Source organism: Actinomycetota bacterium (assembly GCA_014360645.1).
Lineage (GTDB): Bacteria > Actinomycetota > Geothermincolia > Geothermincolales > RBG-13-55-18 > Solincola_B.
This window is the reverse complement of record JACIXD010000010.1, coordinates 101795-117807: the sequence shown is the minus strand read 5'-3', so window position 1 is coordinate 117807 and position 16013 is coordinate 101795. Positions and strand designations below refer to the sequence as shown.

Genomic DNA, 16013 nt, shown 5'->3' with positions numbered 1-16013 from the left:
CTTGGATATGGGGAAAATGGTGGGAGGCCAAAAAAGCGCCACGGGGTGCCGTTCTCCGCGTGCGCTGAATCCCGCAGACCAGGTCCCCTTAAAACCTTTGCCCGAGAGGCTGCGTCATGCTAGTCTCCGCGTACGAGCCGCGAGCGCATGAAGCTCTCCAGGAGGCGACCGGTGTTCTCGATGTGGGCGGGGTCGATCTTGTCGTAACTGTCCCTCGGGGTGTGATACCAGGGATCGTCCTTGTATTCCAGCCATACCGCGGCCATGCCTGCCGCCTCGAAGGGCTCGTGGTCGGAGTAGGAGCCGCTCACGAGGTAGGAGAGAGATATCCCCGCGCTCCGGGCATGGGACATGAGCCGGTTGCAGAGGTCCATGGGGCCGATGCCCATGGTACGGGCATAGAGCTGCTCTCCCACGCCTACCATGTCCACGACCACGGCGCCTATGGCGTGTTCCCTCTCCCAGGGCGAGAGGTTCTGCACGTAATACCGGGAGCCGAAATGATGGAGGTCGGTGTTGTCCACGAGACGCTCCTCTCCTCCGAAGAAGATGAACCGGAGGGCGACGCCGTCCGCCGGAGGCTCCTCCATGAAGCAGCGCGCCAGCTCCAGCACCACCGCCGTGCCCGAGGCGTTGTCGTTGGCGCCCGGGCTGCCGGTCCCCGCCTTGGTGTCGTAATGAGCTCCCACGAATAGGACCCCCGTGCTGTCCGGGCTTACCGGGGACGTCAGCTCCGCGATGATGTTGCGGGTGATGCCTCCGTTGGGGAGGGGCACTTCCTGGATGACGGGGGAGTAACCGTATTCCCGGAGGACCCCGGCTAGGTATTCGGCAGCGGAAGCCTCTCCCGGCGTGCCCTCCACGCGCTGCCCTATGACCTCGCTGAGGTGGCGGATGTGGTCCATGGCGTTGGCGACCTCGAAGGATGCACCGGGATGGTACATGGGCCTCTCCACGGCGACGGGCAGGGAGGAACGGACCTCTATGGAGACGTCCCGGTGATCGCCGGCACCCGCGCCCGCATCCCGCGGCAGCGGGAGGGCTTTCACCTCCAGGGTGAGGCGGGCACGGCTCCGGACCGGGGTCGTCTCGGTGTATGTCGCCGTGCCGTAGTGGTATTCCACCTCCACCTCGGCGTCCTCGAGGTTGGGGTTCATGATGCAGAGATAGGTGCGGAAACCGGGAAGCGTGGTGCCCTCTGCGAGGAACCAGCGCTCCGAAGCCTCCCCCACCCCCTTGGACACGTGCCCTCCCCGGCATACGCCCCGGTAGTTGAAATACATCGGGCGCTCGGCCAAGAAGGGCTCCTCCGCCCGCAGCTCCAGGGACACGTTCTTCCCCTCCCCCAGGAGCTGGTTCAGGTTCAGGGTATGGCGCCGCTCGGGTTCGATGCACACCTCGAAAGCGCGCTCCTCCCCGCCCTCGAAGAGGCAGTTCATGGTGATGCGGGTGCCGCCGTTCCCCGCATTACCGGCCGGAGCATACAGCGTCAGCCATTCCTCGAAGCCCGCCCCCGTGTATCCCTCGGGAAAGAGGTAGGTCCTGCGCGGCCGGTCCAGCCCGCTGGAGGCGTGTCCCCCCGGCCACCTGTCGTGGTAGAGGAAGTACATCACCCGTTCGGCGCAGATACCGGTGTCCGCCTCCACGCGGACCGCCACGTCGTGCCCTTCCCCGACGGCCTGGTTGATGAAAAGCGTGCGCCGCGAGAGGGGCGGCAGCTCCACGGGGACGGGGGCCGCGGAACCGTCCTCGAGGATGAGCCGCACCGTGGCCCGAGCCGCCGCCTCACCGGGATTGGCGAGGAGTACCCAAGTCTCGAAGCCCCGTCGCGTGCAGCCCTCGGCGAAATACCATATGCTGGAAAGAGATGCCGAGCCGCCCGTCACCGTGCAGCCCTTCCAGATCCCGCGGTAGGTGAAGTACATCGGCCTCTCGGCGACCACGGGTCTTTCCGCCTCCAGGAGAAAGGACACCTCCCGGTTCGGGCCCACCAGGGAATTGACGTCCAGGGTGACGCGGGTTTCGCCAGGCAGCTCCAGGGCGATCGCCTCGCCCCGTTCGCCTCCCGCGGAGCGCGGCTCCCCGTCGCCGGCAGGGGGCTGTTGGGCGGGGCGGGAGGCGGACAACAGCGAGTGGTTGAAGAGAGGGGTCGCCCTGAGGGAGGTCGCCTCTTCCGAGGGGTTGAATACGACCAGGTATTCCTGGAACCCCTCGCCGGTATAGCCCTCGGCGAAATACCAGGTGGGGGAGCCGCTCGAGCTCGCCTCGCCGCAGGTGCCGTCCCCGGAGGGGAGGGCGAACGCGGAGGCGGCAAGCCGTCCACATGACGGGAAGGCGAGGAGGAGGAACGCCGCCAGGACCGCGCAGACCGTGCGCCTCACCATGAGATACCCCTCCTTCCGCGCCGGGGCAGGCTCCGGCTCCATGGTGTCCGCGGCGATGTGCCTTCCCGGACCCCGCCCGCCTCGCTTTTTCCGCCCCTTCCCATGATACGTCTGCTGCGACGGGCCTCTATGCCCCGATCCCTACCTCCCTCAGGGGCAGTTCGAGGAAGCTCTTCCCCTCCCCGTAGATGATCCTGGCGCCTTTCCCGAGGACGGGCAGCACGAAGGAGAGGTTGGTCCCGGTCAGGGTGAGGCGGAAGGAATGTCCCACCTCCAGCAGGTAATCCGCCGCCACCAGCTCCATGGACAACCGGTGCTCCTCCCCCGGTCGCAGCCCCTCTAGGGTGGCGGTGCCGTAGGTTATGAGGCGTGGAAGCCTGCCGTGGGGAGGGACGTCGTAAAGGAGGGCGTTGACCTGCACCCGCTCCTGACGGGGCTCGACGGCCAGGGTCAGCCTGGGTATCCCGATGAGCTCGAAATCGCGCCGGGAGGGGGCGGTGGTGAAGGAAAAGTATCCTCTGCCGCGGTCACGGCCCGGCCCCGGCATCACGAACCCCAGGGCTTGGGGTCTCACCACCGAGGGTCCGGAGCTGGCCGGGCTCAGGAGGCGGGGCTTGAGGTCCAGCTCGCCCTTGCCCTCCCCGGGCCGGGAACTCATCTTGAGAGCGCCGTCATCATCGCCGAGGAAGAGGCGGTGCATGGTGACGCCCGGAGGGGGCCAGGATTCCTCCGGCTCCACCGTTTTTTTCCAGGGCCGGTAAAGGCGCACGGGAGGCTCCTCGAGCATCCCGTTGTCCTCTCCCTTAAGCCAGTGGTCGAACCAGCGTCGTATCAGCGCCCAGATATCCTTCCCCGCCCAGCGCGGCCCGAATCCGGCGTCCAGCCCGTGGATGCCGTTGGCGATGTAGAGCATCTTGGGGGACCTCAGCCTCTCGTAAAAATGCATCATCTGGTTGGGCTCGAAGAGGTCGTCGTTCCACGAGCCCACGATGAGCATGGGGGTGTCGATGTTTTCCGCATCCTGCAGGCGGGATCGGCGGCGCATGTCCTCCTCGAAGGCTTCGGCGTCGCCTCGCCGCAGCAACATGGTCCCCGTCCAGCGGTAGAGCGGGTTGCGGGGGTCGAGGCGGGTGGCACAGGAGGCTGTCAGGAGCAGCAGCATCCCCCAGAAGATCTTCAGAGACCCCTGCGGCAGGAGGCTCTCCCGCAGGTCAGTCCAGCCGTTGATGGGCGCCGCGGCTTTCACCCGGGGGTCACGAGAGGCGATGAGGAAGGAATGGCCGCCGCCGTAAGATATGCCGGTGATCCCCACCGCGCCCTCCTTGAGGGGCAGGCCGCTGTCCCTCGTCAGCCAGTCGATGGCCTCCTCGAGGTCGCGGAGCTCCAGTTCCGGGTCGGCGCAGTGGGTCTTTCCCCTCGACGACCCCCAACCCCGGCAGTCGTAGGTCAGGACCACATAACCGGCGGAGGCGAAGTAGGGGGCATAGAGATGGCATTGCCAGCGCGACAGCATCCATGAATGCACCATCACCAGGGCGGGGAAGGGGCCCTCGCCCCCGGGCACGTAGAGGGCGGCCGAAAGGCGGGTGCCGTCCCTCGTCGTGAGCTTGAACTGCCTGACCTCGAAGCCCTTGCGCCTGCCCTCGAGCTCCGCCACCTTCCTGGCGGCGCCGGGCAGGAGGGGCAGCGCGACAAGGGATGACAGGAGCACCGGGCGTCTCATGCCATCGCGGCGCTTCTCCTTCCCCCGTTCGTCCCCACGCTTTTTCCTGACCATAGCGTTCCCCCCTCGCGAGTTCACCGGCGTGGAAAGCCTTTACGGGTCTCCCTGATACGGCATAATGATACCAGAAGCGGCTTCCGGAGCATGCCCCGCGCCGCGGAGCAAGCGCGCGTCCTCTCCGGCCCTCCGTCGCGTGGGGTCATGGCAACTCCCCGGCGCCGGAGTCCCCACGGGAGGAAAGACCGGTACGGCGGGTGATGTTCGGTGATATCATGGGGATGGGATGCGGATGAGAGCCGGAAACCCGGGCGGATGGGGCCGGATGCCGGGGCTCCGGGATACCAGCCGGAGCGGGGCGTACGGCGGGGATCAGGAAGACCGAACGAGGAAATCGGGCATGATGTTGCGGGACCACCCCGGGGGTTGGAGCTTGATCCACGACGATCTTCGAGGAGGCGACCCAGGGGCCTACGCGTGCCCTTTTGCACCGCGCTGTAGCCGGGTTCAGGGGACGCTGCATCCCTGCCGGTGGCCGGATGCCGGAAGAGGCGCGGCGGTTGACCTCCGGCCTGGAATCGTTGCGCGGGGCGCGGTGTCCGTGCCGCCCCGCGGACCGCGGGAGAGCGAGGCGGAGGGGGTGAGGATGGACATGCCCTCCACGGACGCGATGACGCGGCCGTTCGCGGCCTCGGGCGGGACGGGGGAGGGACGGAGCGCGGAGGCCTCCAGGGTCTCCAGGCGGGACCTCTGCGCCGCGGCGACCGCCGTCTCCTCCCTCACGCAGATCACCAGCAGGGCGACGAAGGAGACCAGGCTCCCGGCCGCGGCGAGCAGCCATGCCGGCCCCGAGCTCTCTGCCAGGGAGGCGAGGAGTATGCCCGATAGGAAAAGAACGGTCCGCAAACCTTTCATCTTCACACCTGCCTGTTCAGCGGTCTTCCTGCCTTACATCACGAGGCTAGCATCCCCCGATGACAATCCTTCCCTCACCCGCGGTGACAGCGTGACCTCCCGTGGGCGGCGAGGTCGAGGGCGGGCGCAGCCCGCGTGCATGCTCTCCTTTCCCCGTGGGAGGGCCAGCCGCGGGATGGGGCGGGGAGGTGCTGCTTGAACAAGGCGGAGCGCCTCATCGACCTCATCGCCATGCTGCTCCAGGCGCGAAAACCGGTGACCCTGGAGCAGATAAGGTCCTCCATACCCGGCTACGGACAGGCATCCATGTCCGCCTTCAAGCGCATGTTCGAGCGAGACAAGAGCGAGCTACGCGAGATGGGGATTCCCATCCAGGTGGTGCCCGTGGACGCTCTGGGGGAGGAGTTTGGCTACCGCATCCCCAAGGAACAGTACTATCTTCCCGAGCTGGACTTCAGCCCCGAGGAGAAGGTCGCCCTACTGCTGGTCAACCGCCTTTCCTCCGGGGAGCTCATCCCCTTCTCGCGGGAGGCCGCAGCGGCGCTCAGGAAGCTGAGCCCGGACCTGGGGGAGGGCAGCAGGCTGGGCGGCCCGGCGGCGCCGCGCCTGCGCTTTGCCCCTATCCGCGAACGCGAGGAGGTCCTCAACATGCTGTGGCGGGCGGCGGTGGAATGCCGCACCGTGCGTTTCGCCTACCGTTCCCCGGGGAAGGGGAAGGGCAGGGCGAAGGAGCGAGAGCTCGACCCCTATGGGCTGTACCTGGAGCGCGGCTCCTGGTATGTGGTGGGATTCTGTCACCTGCGCGGGGAGGTGCGCTCCTTCCGGGTCTCGCGCATCGAGTCGGAGGTGGAGTTCGCGCACCGGGAGGGAAAGGGGCCGGACTTCGTCCGCCCCCCGGACTTCCGGCTGGAGGAGCACGCGCGCATCCTCCCTTGGGAGTTCGAGGAAGGAGCTCCCCGCGAGGCCAGGGTGCGCTTCTCCCCCCGCATGGCCTGGCAGGTGGAGAAGGACCTGGGAGACGTCTACCGTTTCGAGGCCGCCCCCGACGGGGGAGGGGTGCTGGAGGTGACGGTGCGCAACGAGGACGCCTTCCTGAACTGGGTGCTCTCCTATGCCGAGGACGCCGAGGTGCTCTCCCCCCCCGACCTGCGGGAGAAGACCGTGCGGCGCCTGGAAAGACTCCTGAAGAGCCTGGGAGATGTGTAGGATGGCGGATCAGAGAGCCAGGATACAGCGGCTCCTCTCCCTGGTGCCCTACGTGCTCAAGCACCAGGGAGCGACCCTGGGTGAGCTTTGCGAGGTCTTCGGCGTCTCCCGCGACCAGCTGGTGCGCGACCTCAACCTCATCTTCCTGTGCGGTCAGCCGGACTACACCCCCGCCGACCTCATCGAGGTGGATATAGACGGGGACAGGGTGTTCATACGCATGGCCGACTACTTCGCGCGCCCGCTGCGCTTCACTCCCGCCGAGCTGTCAGGGCTGCACCTGGCCTGCAGAGCCCTGGTGGAGCTCTCGGGGGAGGAGGCCTCGGAGCCCCTGCTCTCGGCCATGGAGAAGATATCGAGGGCTCTCAGCCAGGGTCGCCCATCGCGCGAGGAGATCGACGGGAGGATAGCCATAAAACCCCCTTCCCACGAAAGAGAGGTGCTCTCGGAGCTCTCACGCGCCTGCGGCGAGAGGCGGGTGGTGGAGATGGAATATTATTCCTACGGCAGGGATGAGCTGACGCGGCGCCGCGTCCGCCCCCTCTCCCTGGAATTCGGCATGGGACACTGGTACCTGCGCGCCTGGGACGAACGCAGCGGCGAGGGGAGGGTTTTCCGCGTGGATCGCATCAAGGAGCTGGAGACCACGGAGGAGACCTTCGAGCCGCCTCCGGGAGAGGAGGTAGAGTCCGGCCTCCCGAGTCCCTACGGGGCTGCGGAAAGCGGGGAGATCGAGGTGAAGCTGAGCTTCTCTTCCGCTCTGGCGGACTGGGCCAGGGAGCAGCCCACCTTCTCGAGCTGCGAGGAGGTAAGGGGCCGCCTGGTGTGCACCCTGCGCACCGACAACCTCTCCTGGCTGGAGCGGGAGCTGCTCCGCCACGGGACGGAGGTGAAGGTGATCTCGCCCCCGGAACTCAAACGGAGGTTGAGGGAACGGGCACTCACCACCCTGGCGGTCTACGGGGTGAATCCCCCCGGAAGCAACTGATCCGTACTGGAGGATGCCCGCGCGACAGGGTTGGAGCCGGACGCATCATGCTATTCAACGCGCCAAGCTGTTCAACTGGAAGCACCCGATCCGGGCGGGCGGCTGCCCGGTCCTCCGATGGCAGGACGTCGAAACCGCGGCGTAAATGCCGACATGTCAACGGCCAGGCAGGAACGATCATGTCCTGGCCGTTCAAGATCGCACATACCTGAGCAGGCAGGGAAGAACCGGAGTCTCTTGGATGTCGACCGCCAGATAGGAACGACCAGGTCCTGGCCATTAAAACCGTACATACCCGAGCAAGCAAGCAACGTCTGAGAGTGTCTTGAATCCCTCCTCAGAGAGAAGGGAGGGACGGGCATATATGGGGAGTAGACCTGGATGGACTACAGGATGATGCGGGCCAGGGCGATGATCCAGGACGGCGAAGAGGGGTCTCGCTATACCCTGTGCTGGCGCGAGAGGTAGGCCTGGCGAAAGCGGTCAAGGCTCATGTTCTCGAGGTCGTTCCTGATCTCCTTCTGGCGCCTCCTGGCCTGGTTCAGCTCCTTGTATTTCTCCCCGTACACCAGGCGCTGCACGCGGAAGTCCCAGACCTCCACCAGGAAGCCCTCGCCGAAGGAGGCATCCACGAACCCTTTGCTTATCCTCACCTTGTAGGCGCTGCTCGCGGATTCGCTTCCATTGCCTCGCATCTGTGTTTCCCGTCTGTGCAAAAAGTCCACCGCCCTTTTCCTTGTCGCAGGGCCGTAATTAGAATTTTACCACCACAGGCAAGCATGAATGAACATTAATGTATGGTCTGTATGCCTGGCCGTCCGCCCCGGAACGGGGCCTGGAGGGGATGCTGTAACGTTTAAGTAGGCGCTTTGGGCTGAAAAAGTTTGAGAGGCCACCCTATCATCCTGACAAATCAAGCAAGTTCGACAAGAGGAAAGGGGTGATCTCCCAAATGTTCGATCTGGGAACCATGGTACTACGTCTGGAGGGAATTGTATGCACGGTGGAGCGCGGCCGGATATATAATGGTCTCAGCCCTGGCTCGCTGACAAGGGAGTTGTGGTATGCGGCGCGTGACAGCCTTCTTACTCGCGGGATGCCTGCTAGCCGTCTCCTTCGGATGCGGAGGGGGGACGGAGATGGGGCTTTCGGAATACCTCGAGGCCGTCTCGGAACTCCACGACGGGGTGGCCTGGGACCTGGGGGCGCTCCTGGGAGAGATGGGCGGGCTCGACCCCAGGGACTACTACGACCTGCCCGACCTGCAGGAGCTCTTCCGCCAGGCCGCGGAGGTCTTCGACGCGGCGTGGCAGAAGGCAGACGCCATGTACCCGCCTCCCGAGGCGGTCCCGCTGCACCTGGACCTCATGGATTTCTATGCCCGAGGGGTGCGGGACATGAGCGACGCCGAAAACACCATCGGGTTCTTCGAGGCGGCTCTCCCCATGCTCGCCGACGTGGAGAACATCGCCCTGCCCGGGCTTCCCGAAAACGCTGGGGTGCCGGAGATAAAGGCCGCCGCCGCGGAGGACAGCAAGACCATGAGCGGGTATTGCCGCGAGTTGAGGGGCATGGAGCCTCCCGACGACCTGCTCGCTTTCCGGGAGCGCCTGTGGGGATATCTACACTCCATCGACGACGCGGCCGCCACGGTGGACCGCGAGATAAAGCCCGAGGACATGGGGCCTTACCAGCGTTTCCGGGAATGGTTCGCGGGCGCCGTCGCGGAGGCTCCCGCGCTGAGGGAGGAGGCCCTGGGCATCCTGTCGGGCCTCAGCGCCAGGATAGATGTCTTCATAGCGGAGGGAAAGGAGCTGGCGGAACGCGTGCAGGAACTCTGAGGCCGTTTCTCTGCCTCCCGGCCTTACGCGATCCGATGAGGCCGCATCGGAGACCGGGGTCGGCGGAACGCTCGCGGGGTGCCGCGGAAAACCGGCGACGGGGTGAGGGGCGGGACGGCCAACGGCGGGAGGCTGCGGTCCGGGACGGGAGGGTCCGGGCGGAAGCAGCCGGAGGCACGGTTCACGGGGGCGAAAAGGAGGCGGAAATTGACACCAGAGAGCATGCGGGCGGTGGAAGCGCTCTTCAACCCCCGCCGCATGGCCGTCGTGGGAGCGTCGGCCAACCTGGGCAAGTGGGGCAACATCATCCCCACCAACATCCTTCGGGACGGTTATAAAGGAGAGCTCTACCTGGTCAATCCCCGGGGAGGCGAGCTCAAGGGGATACCCGTTCACCGCAGCCTTGCCGCTATCGGCAAGGAGATAGACCTGGCCATGATCACCATCCCCGCCGAGAAGGTGGAGGGGGTGATGGAGGACTGCGCCCGGGCCGGGGTGAAGGTGGCCATCGTCATCTCCGGGGGTTTCAGCGAGTCCTCCCCCGAGGGGCGGGCCATGGAGGAGAGCCTGGTGAGGAAGGCACGTTCCCTGGGCATCAGGCTGGTGGGGCCCAACACCATGGGCATCACCTCCGCGCCCTGGAGCCTGACCGCCCTCATGCCTCCGGTGCAGCCGCGCGCCGGCCACGTCGCCTTCGCCGCCCAGAGCGGCAACCTGGGCACCCAGATGCTGGGCTGGGGGTCCTATCGCGGCATCGGGTTCTCCCGGTTCGTGTGCATAGGCAACGAGTGCGACCTCGATTTCGCCGACTACCTGGAGTACTTCGCGCGCGACGATGAGACCCGGGTGATCCTCCTCTACGTGGAGGGGTTCAAGCGCCCGCGGCGCATCCTGGAGCTGGCGGAGGAGATAACCCCCCATAAGCCCGTCGTCATCTACAAGGCCGGCGGGACGGGGGCCGGCAGCCGGGCTGCCGCATCCCATAGCGCCTCCATGGCCGGCTCGCGCGAGATCTACCAGGGCATGATCCGCCAGGCGGGGATGATCCGGGCGGAGACCACGGAGGAGATGCTGGATTTTTCCGACGCGCTGGTGAAGCTGCCCGCGGCGCGGGGCCGCAGGACGGCCATCCTCTCCTGGGGAGGGGGATGGGCGGTGGTGGCCGCCGACCTCTGCGAGCGCGCGGGCCTCGACGTGGCCCCGCTTCCTCCGGAGATCAGGGAGGAGCTGGCCGGCATCCTGCCTTCCTACTGGAGTAAGGGTAACCCCGTGGACATGGTGGGCATCCTGGACCTGGACAAGCACGTGCGCTGCCTGGAAATACTTGCCACCTGCCCCCATTACGACCTCGTGGTCTCCCTGGGCACCATCAATGCCGCGGGCGCCTTCGGGCTGGCGGGAAGGGAGGAGCAGGGGGAGGACATGGGCGACCTGGAGAGAGCACGCCGGTATTACGTGCAGGAGAGGAGCGCCGCCTTCGCGCGCCGGGTGGCGGAGCTCATGGAGGAGCAGGGCAAGCCCATCGTCACCGTGGGCATGCCCCAGAGGGACTCCGACAGCGACCTCCTCTCCGGGTATCCCTGGGACCGCATCACCATCTACACCAACCCCGAGCGGGCGGCTCGCGTGGCCTCCATGCTCGCCGAGAGGGGAGACCGCCTGCGGTCACTTCCCGCGCGGGGTGCGTGATGGGGATCCTTCCCGCCCTTTTCCTGGGAGCGGTGCAGGGGGTCACGGAGTTCTGGCCCATATCCAGCTCCGCCCACCTCGCCCTCCTCATCCACCTCTTCGGATGGGGCGAGCCCGACCTCTCCTTCCTGGTGGCGCTGCATCTGGGGACTTGGATCGCGGTGGTCTGGCACTACCGGCGCCGTCTGTGGAGGATCGTCCTCGCCTGCCTGGGCGAGTTGACGGGAAGGGGGCGGGGCGGGGAGGAGGCGCGCCTGGGATGGATGCTGCTCCTCGCCACCGTCCCGGGGGTGGTGCTGGGGGCGGTGTTCGCCGAGAGCTCGGAGATGATGGAGGGGATGCCGCTGCTCATGGCCTTTACCCTGGCCGCCTTCGGTCTGGCGCTGTGGTGCGCCGACGCCCTGGGCAGCGAGGCCCTCACCTGGCGGGAGGCGGGATGGAGGCAGGCCCTGGCGGTGGGCGTGGCCCAGGCTCTGGCCGTCATGCCCGGGGTCTCGCGTTCCGGCGCCTCCATCTCGGCGGCGCGTGCGGGGGGGCTGGAGCGCAGGGAGGCGGCAGATTTCTCCTTCCTCCTCTCCGTGCCCATCATCGGGGCGGCGGCGGCATACGAAGGATTCAAGCTCCTCAGGGCGGAGATGCCGGGGGGGGCGGCGTGGCCCATGCTCTGCGGCGCCGCCGCCTCCGCCGTCACCGGCTACCTGGCCATCAGGGTGCTCCTCACCCGCCTCGAATCCGGCACCTTCCGCCCCTACGCGGTCTACCGGCTGGTGCTTGCCGCCGCGCTCGTGCTGGTGCTGGTCGTCCTCTGAGCCCCCGCCGCGGCACGCCCGGTCTATCCGTGCAGAGGGTGAAGAGCTCCCGTTAAACCGCGCACGCGCGCAGCGAAAAAGAGGGCGGCACCCGCCGCCCCTCTCTTCCGCCGCCGCTATCTCCTCGCGTGTCCCACGGAGGAGTGGGACCAGATCCTGCCCGGCCCGTACATGGCCCGCTCGCGGACCACCCCTCCGCCCCTGGAGGCGACCAGGGCGGAGACGTGGTAGTCGGTCACGTAGTCGTTGGCTATGAAGGTGGCGCGCCGGCCGGCGTCCACCACGTAGCCTTGAGGCCCCGGCCTCTCTCCCTCCCCGGTCATGAGGGATATGTCCACGGTCACCGGGCGGGGGTTGGGTTCTGCGCCAGCACCCAGGTCTCCATGTCCCCGTCCATGGAGCCCTCGGCCAGGTACCGGGCGTTGACCGCGGGGGCTGCGGGGGCGAAGGTCGCCTCTATGGCGTGGTCGGTGGTCACGTTGTGAAAGGCGTATTCCTACACCGCCCCCTCGCTCTCTCCATCCACTGTCACATCGGCTATCTCGTAGCCGGGGTCGGGGGAGACGGCGAAGGCCTGGTCTTCTCCGTCGCGCACCAGTACCTCGCACGAGGGCTCTATGGAGCCCACGGAGCCCGCGGCGGCGGTGATGACGTGGACGTCGGATACCCGCTGTGCGTAGATGCCCCCGGAATCTGAGCGGGGGTCCACCCAGGCCGCAACGGCCCCGCCCGCACCGTCGGAGGCGATGGCGGGACCAAAAACACTCTTGCCCGCTATGCTGCACAGGGCCACCACGTTTTCAGCCCACCGTATAGTTCCCTGTGCGCTTCACGCCGGAGCGACGAGTGTCGCCAGCATCACGACTATATCCCCGCCGGAGCCTTCATCTTTACTGCTATCGGAAACCCCCTTTCCCGGCCTTGTGGACCGCCCACTAGGTGTGCCGGACACCGGGCTCTTCGCCGCCTTACATGATATGGATGTATCGCCATTCCACCGTCCCTTGCTGCCGCAGGGAACGGTCTGCTTCTATCGCCGCAGGGTCTGCGTGGGGGTGCCCACCGTGTTTTCGGACCGGGGCATGCTCGAGCGCGCCGCGCATGCCGGAGGGCCCCCGCCAGGAGAAGTCCACGTGACTTTCCGCGGCATGTGGTGCAGGCCGGCACGGAGGGGAAAAGCAGGGGACAACGCGTCAGGCCTTCCCCGCCCGCCCCCCGTATTCCACGGCCTTCTCCGCCAGCCAGTCAACCCAGGCGTCGAGCCCGTCGCCGGTGCGGCAGCTCACCTCGAAGATGACCATGTCCGGGTTCATGCGCTTGACGGTGCCGCGCAGCTCTTCCATGTCAAAATCTCCCAGGCCGATGAGGTCGGTCTTGTTCACCACCAGCACGTCTGACTCGCTGAACATGAGGGGGTACTTCAGCGGTTTGTCGTGCCCCTCGGCCACGGAGAGGATCATGGCCCGCATGGATTCCCCCAGCTTGAACTCGGCCGGGCATACCAGGTTGCCCACGTTCTCGATGATCAGGAGGTCGAGGGAGACGAGGTCGAGGTGGTCCAGGGCCTGGCGGATCATCACCGCGTCGAGGTGGCAGGCTCCGCCGGTGTTGATCTGGACCACCGGCACGCCGTAGGCCTTGATCTTCTCGGCGTCCACGCTGGACGCTATGTCTCCCTCGATGACCCCCGCGCGCAGCCGCCCCTCCAGGCGTTCGAGGGTGCCGGCGATGAGGGAGGTCTTGCCGGCGCCGGGCGAGGCCATGAGGTTGACCGCCAGCACCCCGTGCGCGAGCAGAAGGGAGGCGTTCTCCCGCGCGATCTTCTCGTTGGCGTCGAATATCCCCTCCAGCACCTCTACGTCCATCTTCCCTCCTACTCTATCTCGATGGACTCCACCATGAACTCCCGGCCGGAGACCAGCTCCGTTTCCGCCCTGCCACACCTGGGACAGGTGAGGTCGAACTCCTCCACCGCGAACCGCTCCTCGCACTCCTTACAATACGCCACCACCGGGACCTTGATGAAGTTGAGCTCCGCGCCCTGGGCGATGGTGTCCCTGGTGACCATGTCCCAGTAGAAGCTGACGTAATGGTCCACGATCCCCGCCAGCTCCCCCAGCTTGACGTTGACCTTAATTATCCTCCTGGCGTTGTTGCGCTGCGCATGCTTCAGGCAGATGGCGGCGATGCTCTCGGTCACTCCGAGCTCATGCATATGACTTCCTTCCTCGCGCACTTCGTCGTCAGGGCGACTTAAGCATAGTCCAAAGAAGCCCCGGCACAAAAGGATGCGGGTCATGGCGGGGAAGGGCGTCCCTCGCCTGTGCCCGTGCCCACCCGGAGACCGCCGCCTGGGAGGCGCAGAGACGGGCGGAGGCGGGCGCCGGTTGGCAGGAGGGCGGTTTTGGTGTAAAAATATACGGGACCGTTTATCGAACGGCGATAGAGGATGCAGCACAAGACGAGACAGGAGATGGACCAGGGTGAGCACCATCCCCGGTGCGACCGCCGATCGCGGAACGAAAAGGACATTTCCCTCACAAGCGGCCGGAGCGCTTTCGAGCCCTGTTCCACAATCCGCCACTAGAGACCGGGAGGTACGAGGATGAGCCATGCCAACGAGAGACTTTTCGACCACCAGCTCGCCCGGGAGGTGAAGCTGAGGAAGTCGAGGGCGGAGAAGGACAAGCGCATGCCCCTCAAGGACGCCGTCGCCGAGTTCGTGCAGGACGGCGACTCCATCGTGGAGACGGGCTTCGCCTACGTGCGCGGGCCCATGGCGGCGTTCTGGGAGATCGGGCGCCAGCGCAAGAAGGACCTGGTGGGCATCTTCACCCCCGGGGGGATGAACACCGCCTGGCACGAGTTCGGGGGCATGGAGGGATGCCATGTCGCCTACGTGGGGGTGGAGATGCGGGGACTGATATCTCCCTTCCGCCGCGGGGTCCAGAACGGCACCCTCAAGGTCTATTCGGAATGGAGCCACGGCGGGCTGGCGCTCTCCCTCCTGGCGGCGGAGAAGGGGGTCAACTACGTGGCCTGCAAGTCCATGCTGGGGACGGACATCATGAAGACCAACCCCTACATCAAAGAAGCTGAGGACCCGTTCACGGGCGAGCCGGTATGTCTGGTCCCGGCCATGTATCCCGACGTGGCCATCATCCACGTCCATCACGCCGACAAGTTCGGCAACGGCCGCATCTGGGGACCGGCGGTCAACGACACCTCCATCTGCATCGCGGCGCACAAGGTCATCGTCACCTGCGAGCGCATCGTGGACACCCTGGACATCCGCACCAACCCCTACCAGGTCATCGTCCCCCATTACTGCGTGGACGCGGTCTGCGAGGTGCCCTACGGCGCCTACCCCGGCGACATGCCCGGCATGTACTACTTCGACCGCAGGCTCCAGGAGCGCGTGGTGCGCGTGGAGTGGAAGACCGCCGAGAGCACCAGGGAGTGGTACGAGAAATATATCCTGGGCACCAAGGACCACTTCGAGATGATCCAGCTCATCGCCGAGGATGAAGGCATGAACGTCATCGACTACCTCAAGAAGCTGGAACAGCTCGCCTGCGACGCCTCTTTCTACGGTCTGGGCACCTGGGGCATCGGCGGCGAGCGGGAGTGGAAATACGAGGAAGTGGCCAAGCGGGCCATCTAAGGAGGATACGAAGATGAGCGAGGTACAGTACACCCCCCGGGAACTGCTGGCGTGCGTGGCCGCGCGCCTCATAAGCGACGGCGAGAGCGTCTTCGTGGGCACCGGCCTGCCCCTGGTGGGCGCCCTGTTGGCCCACAAGCTGCACGCCCCCAATATGATGGCCATCTACGAGTGCGGGGCCGTGGACCCGGAGCCCCGCGTGCTCCCCTGGTCGGTGGCCTGTTCCTGGACCTACCACAAGGCGCCCACCATCCTCTCCATGACCTCGGTCTTCGGCCACAGCCGCGCCGGCTACGCGGACGTGGGCTTCCTGGGCGGGGCCCAGATCGACATGTACGGCAACATCAACGCCACCTGCATCGGCGATTACGACAACCCCAAGGTGCGCCTCACGGGCTCGGGCGGCGCCAACGACATCGCTTCCCTGTGCGGCAAGGTCATCTTCATGGGCCTGCACCTGCCGGAGCGCTTCCCCGAGAAGTGCGACTACATCACCACCCCGGGATTCCTGGACGGCCCGGGAGCGCGCGAGAAAGCTGGGCTGGTGGGCGGCGGGCCCTGGAGGGTCATCTCGCACCTCGGGGTGATGGGCTTCGACGAGGAGACCTGCCGCATGAAGCTCATCTCCTACCATCCCGGCGTGACCCCTGAGGTGGTGCAGCAGTTCACGGGCTTCGAGCTCATCATCCCCGACGACGTGACCGAGACCCCCAAGCCCACCGAGGAGGAGCTGCGCGTCCTGCGCGAGGAAGTGGACCCCAACCAGCTGTTCGTATTCTAGCCCGGCCACGTCTCAT

Annotated in this window: 16 protein-coding genes; 7 read left to right on the top strand and 9 right to left on the bottom strand. The window is 66.4% G+C overall.

Annotated elements, in window-relative coordinates:
• Nucleotides 1-119: 119 nt before the first annotated feature.
• The 3 genes from H5T74_10235 to H5T74_10225 all read right to left on the bottom strand — a co-directional run bounded on the left by H5T74_10235 (nucleotide 120) and on the right by H5T74_10225 (nucleotide 5019).
• Complete coding sequence (locus H5T74_10235; protein MBC7230753.1) at nucleotides 120-2384, bottom strand: M28 family peptidase; 2265 nt, start codon at nucleotides 2382-2384, stop codon at nucleotides 120-122.
• Between the two features lie 127 nt (nucleotides 2385-2511).
• The gene (locus tag H5T74_10230) at nucleotides 2512-4161 is read right to left on the bottom strand and encodes a CocE/NonD family hydrolase (protein MBC7230752.1); all 1650 of its coding nucleotides are present in this window, start codon (nucleotides 4159-4161) and stop codon (nucleotides 2512-2514) included.
• A gap of 450 nt (nucleotides 4162-4611) precedes the next feature.
• A complete protein-coding gene (locus H5T74_10225) occupies nucleotides 4612-5019 on the bottom strand; it encodes a hypothetical protein (GenBank protein MBC7230751.1) in 408 nt (135 codons plus the stop codon).
• A gap of 195 nt (nucleotides 5020-5214) precedes the next feature.
• Between H5T74_10225 and H5T74_10220 the strand changes: the two genes are divergently transcribed.
• Complete coding sequence (locus H5T74_10220; GenBank protein MBC7230750.1) at nucleotides 5215-6225, top strand: YafY family transcriptional regulator; 1011 nt, start codon at nucleotides 5215-5217, stop codon at nucleotides 6223-6225.
• Nucleotide 6226: 1 nt separating this feature from the next.
• Entirely contained in the window at nucleotides 6227-7213 is a 987-nt protein-coding gene (locus tag H5T74_10215; GenBank protein MBC7230749.1) for a WYL domain-containing protein, read from the top strand.
• A gap of 440 nt (nucleotides 7214-7653) precedes the next feature.
• Here H5T74_10215 and H5T74_10210 read toward each other — a convergent pair whose 3' ends face one another.
• Entirely contained in the window at nucleotides 7654-7908 is a 255-nt protein-coding gene (locus H5T74_10210; protein ID MBC7230748.1) for a hypothetical protein, read from the bottom strand.
• A gap of 369 nt (nucleotides 7909-8277) precedes the next feature.
• Here H5T74_10210 and H5T74_10205 point away from each other — a divergent pair, with 369 nt between their 5' ends.
• The 3 genes from H5T74_10205 (at nucleotide 8278) to H5T74_10195 (ending at nucleotide 11552) form a co-directional block, all read left to right on the top strand.
• The gene (locus H5T74_10205) at nucleotides 8278-9054 is read left to right on the top strand and encodes a hypothetical protein (protein MBC7230747.1); all 777 of its coding nucleotides are present in this window, start codon (nucleotides 8278-8280) and stop codon (nucleotides 9052-9054) included.
• A gap of 207 nt (nucleotides 9055-9261) precedes the next feature.
• Complete coding sequence (locus tag H5T74_10200; protein MBC7230746.1) at nucleotides 9262-10743, top strand: CoA-binding protein; 1482 nt, start codon at nucleotides 9262-9264, stop codon at nucleotides 10741-10743.
• Complete coding sequence (locus H5T74_10195; protein ID MBC7230745.1) at nucleotides 10743-11552, top strand: undecaprenyl-diphosphate phosphatase; 810 nt, start codon at nucleotides 10743-10745, stop codon at nucleotides 11550-11552. The genes H5T74_10200 and H5T74_10195 overlap by 1 nt, the downstream gene beginning before the upstream one ends.
• Nucleotides 11553-11668: 116 nt before the next feature.
• Here the strand turns inward: H5T74_10195 and H5T74_10190 are convergent, their stop codons facing one another.
• From H5T74_10190 to hypA, 5 genes are all read right to left on the bottom strand, one after another.
• Nucleotides 11669-11875: a hypothetical protein gene (locus H5T74_10190; protein MBC7230744.1), complete on the bottom strand. Its 207-nt coding sequence runs from the start codon at nucleotides 11873-11875 to the stop codon at nucleotides 11669-11671.
• 17 nt (nucleotides 11876-11892) lie between these two features.
• Nucleotides 11893-12030 carry a hypothetical protein gene (locus H5T74_10185; GenBank protein ID MBC7230743.1) on the bottom strand — a complete coding sequence of 46 codons (138 nt, stop codon included), beginning with the start codon at nucleotides 12028-12030 and terminating at the stop codon, nucleotides 11893-11895.
• Nucleotides 12031-12048: 18 nt separating this feature from the next.
• Nucleotides 12049-12345: a hypothetical protein gene (locus H5T74_10180; protein ID MBC7230742.1), complete on the bottom strand. Its 297-nt coding sequence runs from the start codon at nucleotides 12343-12345 to the stop codon at nucleotides 12049-12051.
• A 400-nt stretch (nucleotides 12346-12745) separates the two neighbouring features.
• Nucleotides 12746-13417, bottom strand: a complete 672-nt coding sequence (hypB, locus tag H5T74_10175) for a hydrogenase nickel incorporation protein HypB (protein MBC7230741.1) — start codon at nucleotides 13415-13417, stop codon at nucleotides 12746-12748.
• 8 nt (nucleotides 13418-13425) lie between these two features.
• Nucleotides 13426-13767, bottom strand: coding sequence for a hydrogenase maturation nickel metallochaperone HypA (gene hypA, locus H5T74_10170; protein MBC7230740.1), 342 nt, complete (start codon nucleotides 13765-13767; stop codon nucleotides 13426-13428).
• A 390-nt stretch (nucleotides 13768-14157) separates the two neighbouring features.
• Here hypA and H5T74_10165 point away from each other — a divergent pair, with 390 nt between their 5' ends.
• Both H5T74_10165 and H5T74_10160 read left to right on the top strand, forming a co-directional pair.
• On the top strand, nucleotides 14158-15216 hold the full coding sequence (locus tag H5T74_10165; protein MBC7230739.1) for a CoA transferase subunit A: 1059 nt from the start codon (nucleotides 14158-14160) through the stop codon (nucleotides 15214-15216).
• Between the two features lie 13 nt (nucleotides 15217-15229).
• Complete coding sequence (locus H5T74_10160; protein MBC7230738.1) at nucleotides 15230-15997, top strand: glutaconate CoA-transferase; 768 nt, start codon at nucleotides 15230-15232, stop codon at nucleotides 15995-15997.
• Nucleotides 15998-16013 lie beyond the last annotated feature (16 nt).

What these genes read in the sequence shown, in the direction of transcription:
- H5T74_10235 (MBC7230753.1), bottom strand. Translation starts at nt 2,384, where the DNA reads ATGGTGAGGCGCACGGTCTGCGCGGTCCTGGCGGCGTTCCTCCTCCTC.
- H5T74_10230 (MBC7230752.1), bottom strand. Translation starts at nt 4,161, where the DNA reads ATGGTCAGGAAAAAGCGTGGGGACGAACGGGGGAAGGAGAAGCGCCGC.
- H5T74_10225 (MBC7230751.1), bottom strand. Translation starts at nt 5,019, where the DNA reads ATGAAAGGTTTGCGGACCGTTCTTTTCCTATCGGGCATACTCCTCGCC.
- H5T74_10215 (MBC7230749.1), top strand. Translation starts at nt 6,227, where the DNA reads ATGGCGGATCAGAGAGCCAGGATACAGCGGCTCCTCTCCCTGGTGCCC.
- H5T74_10210 (MBC7230748.1), bottom strand. Translation starts at nt 7,908, where the DNA reads ATGCGAGGCAATGGAAGCGAATCCGCGAGCAGCGCCTACAAGGTGAGG.
- H5T74_10205 (MBC7230747.1), top strand. Translation starts at nt 8,278, where the DNA reads ATGCGGCGCGTGACAGCCTTCTTACTCGCGGGATGCCTGCTAGCCGTC.
- H5T74_10195 (MBC7230745.1), top strand. Translation starts at nt 10,743, where the DNA reads ATGGGGATCCTTCCCGCCCTTTTCCTGGGAGCGGTGCAGGGGGTCACG.
- H5T74_10190 (MBC7230744.1), bottom strand. Translation starts at nt 11,875, where the DNA reads ATGACCGGGGAGGGAGAGAGGCCGGGGCCTCAAGGCTACGTGGTGGAC.
- hypB (MBC7230741.1), bottom strand. Translation starts at nt 13,417, where the DNA reads ATGGACGTAGAGGTGCTGGAGGGGATATTCGACGCCAACGAGAAGATC.
- hypA (MBC7230740.1), bottom strand. Translation starts at nt 13,767, where the DNA reads ATGCATGAGCTCGGAGTGACCGAGAGCATCGCCGCCATCTGCCTGAAG.
- H5T74_10165 (MBC7230739.1), top strand. Translation starts at nt 14,158, where the DNA reads ATGAGCCATGCCAACGAGAGACTTTTCGACCACCAGCTCGCCCGGGAG.
- H5T74_10160 (MBC7230738.1), top strand. Translation starts at nt 15,230, where the DNA reads ATGAGCGAGGTACAGTACACCCCCCGGGAACTGCTGGCGTGCGTGGCC.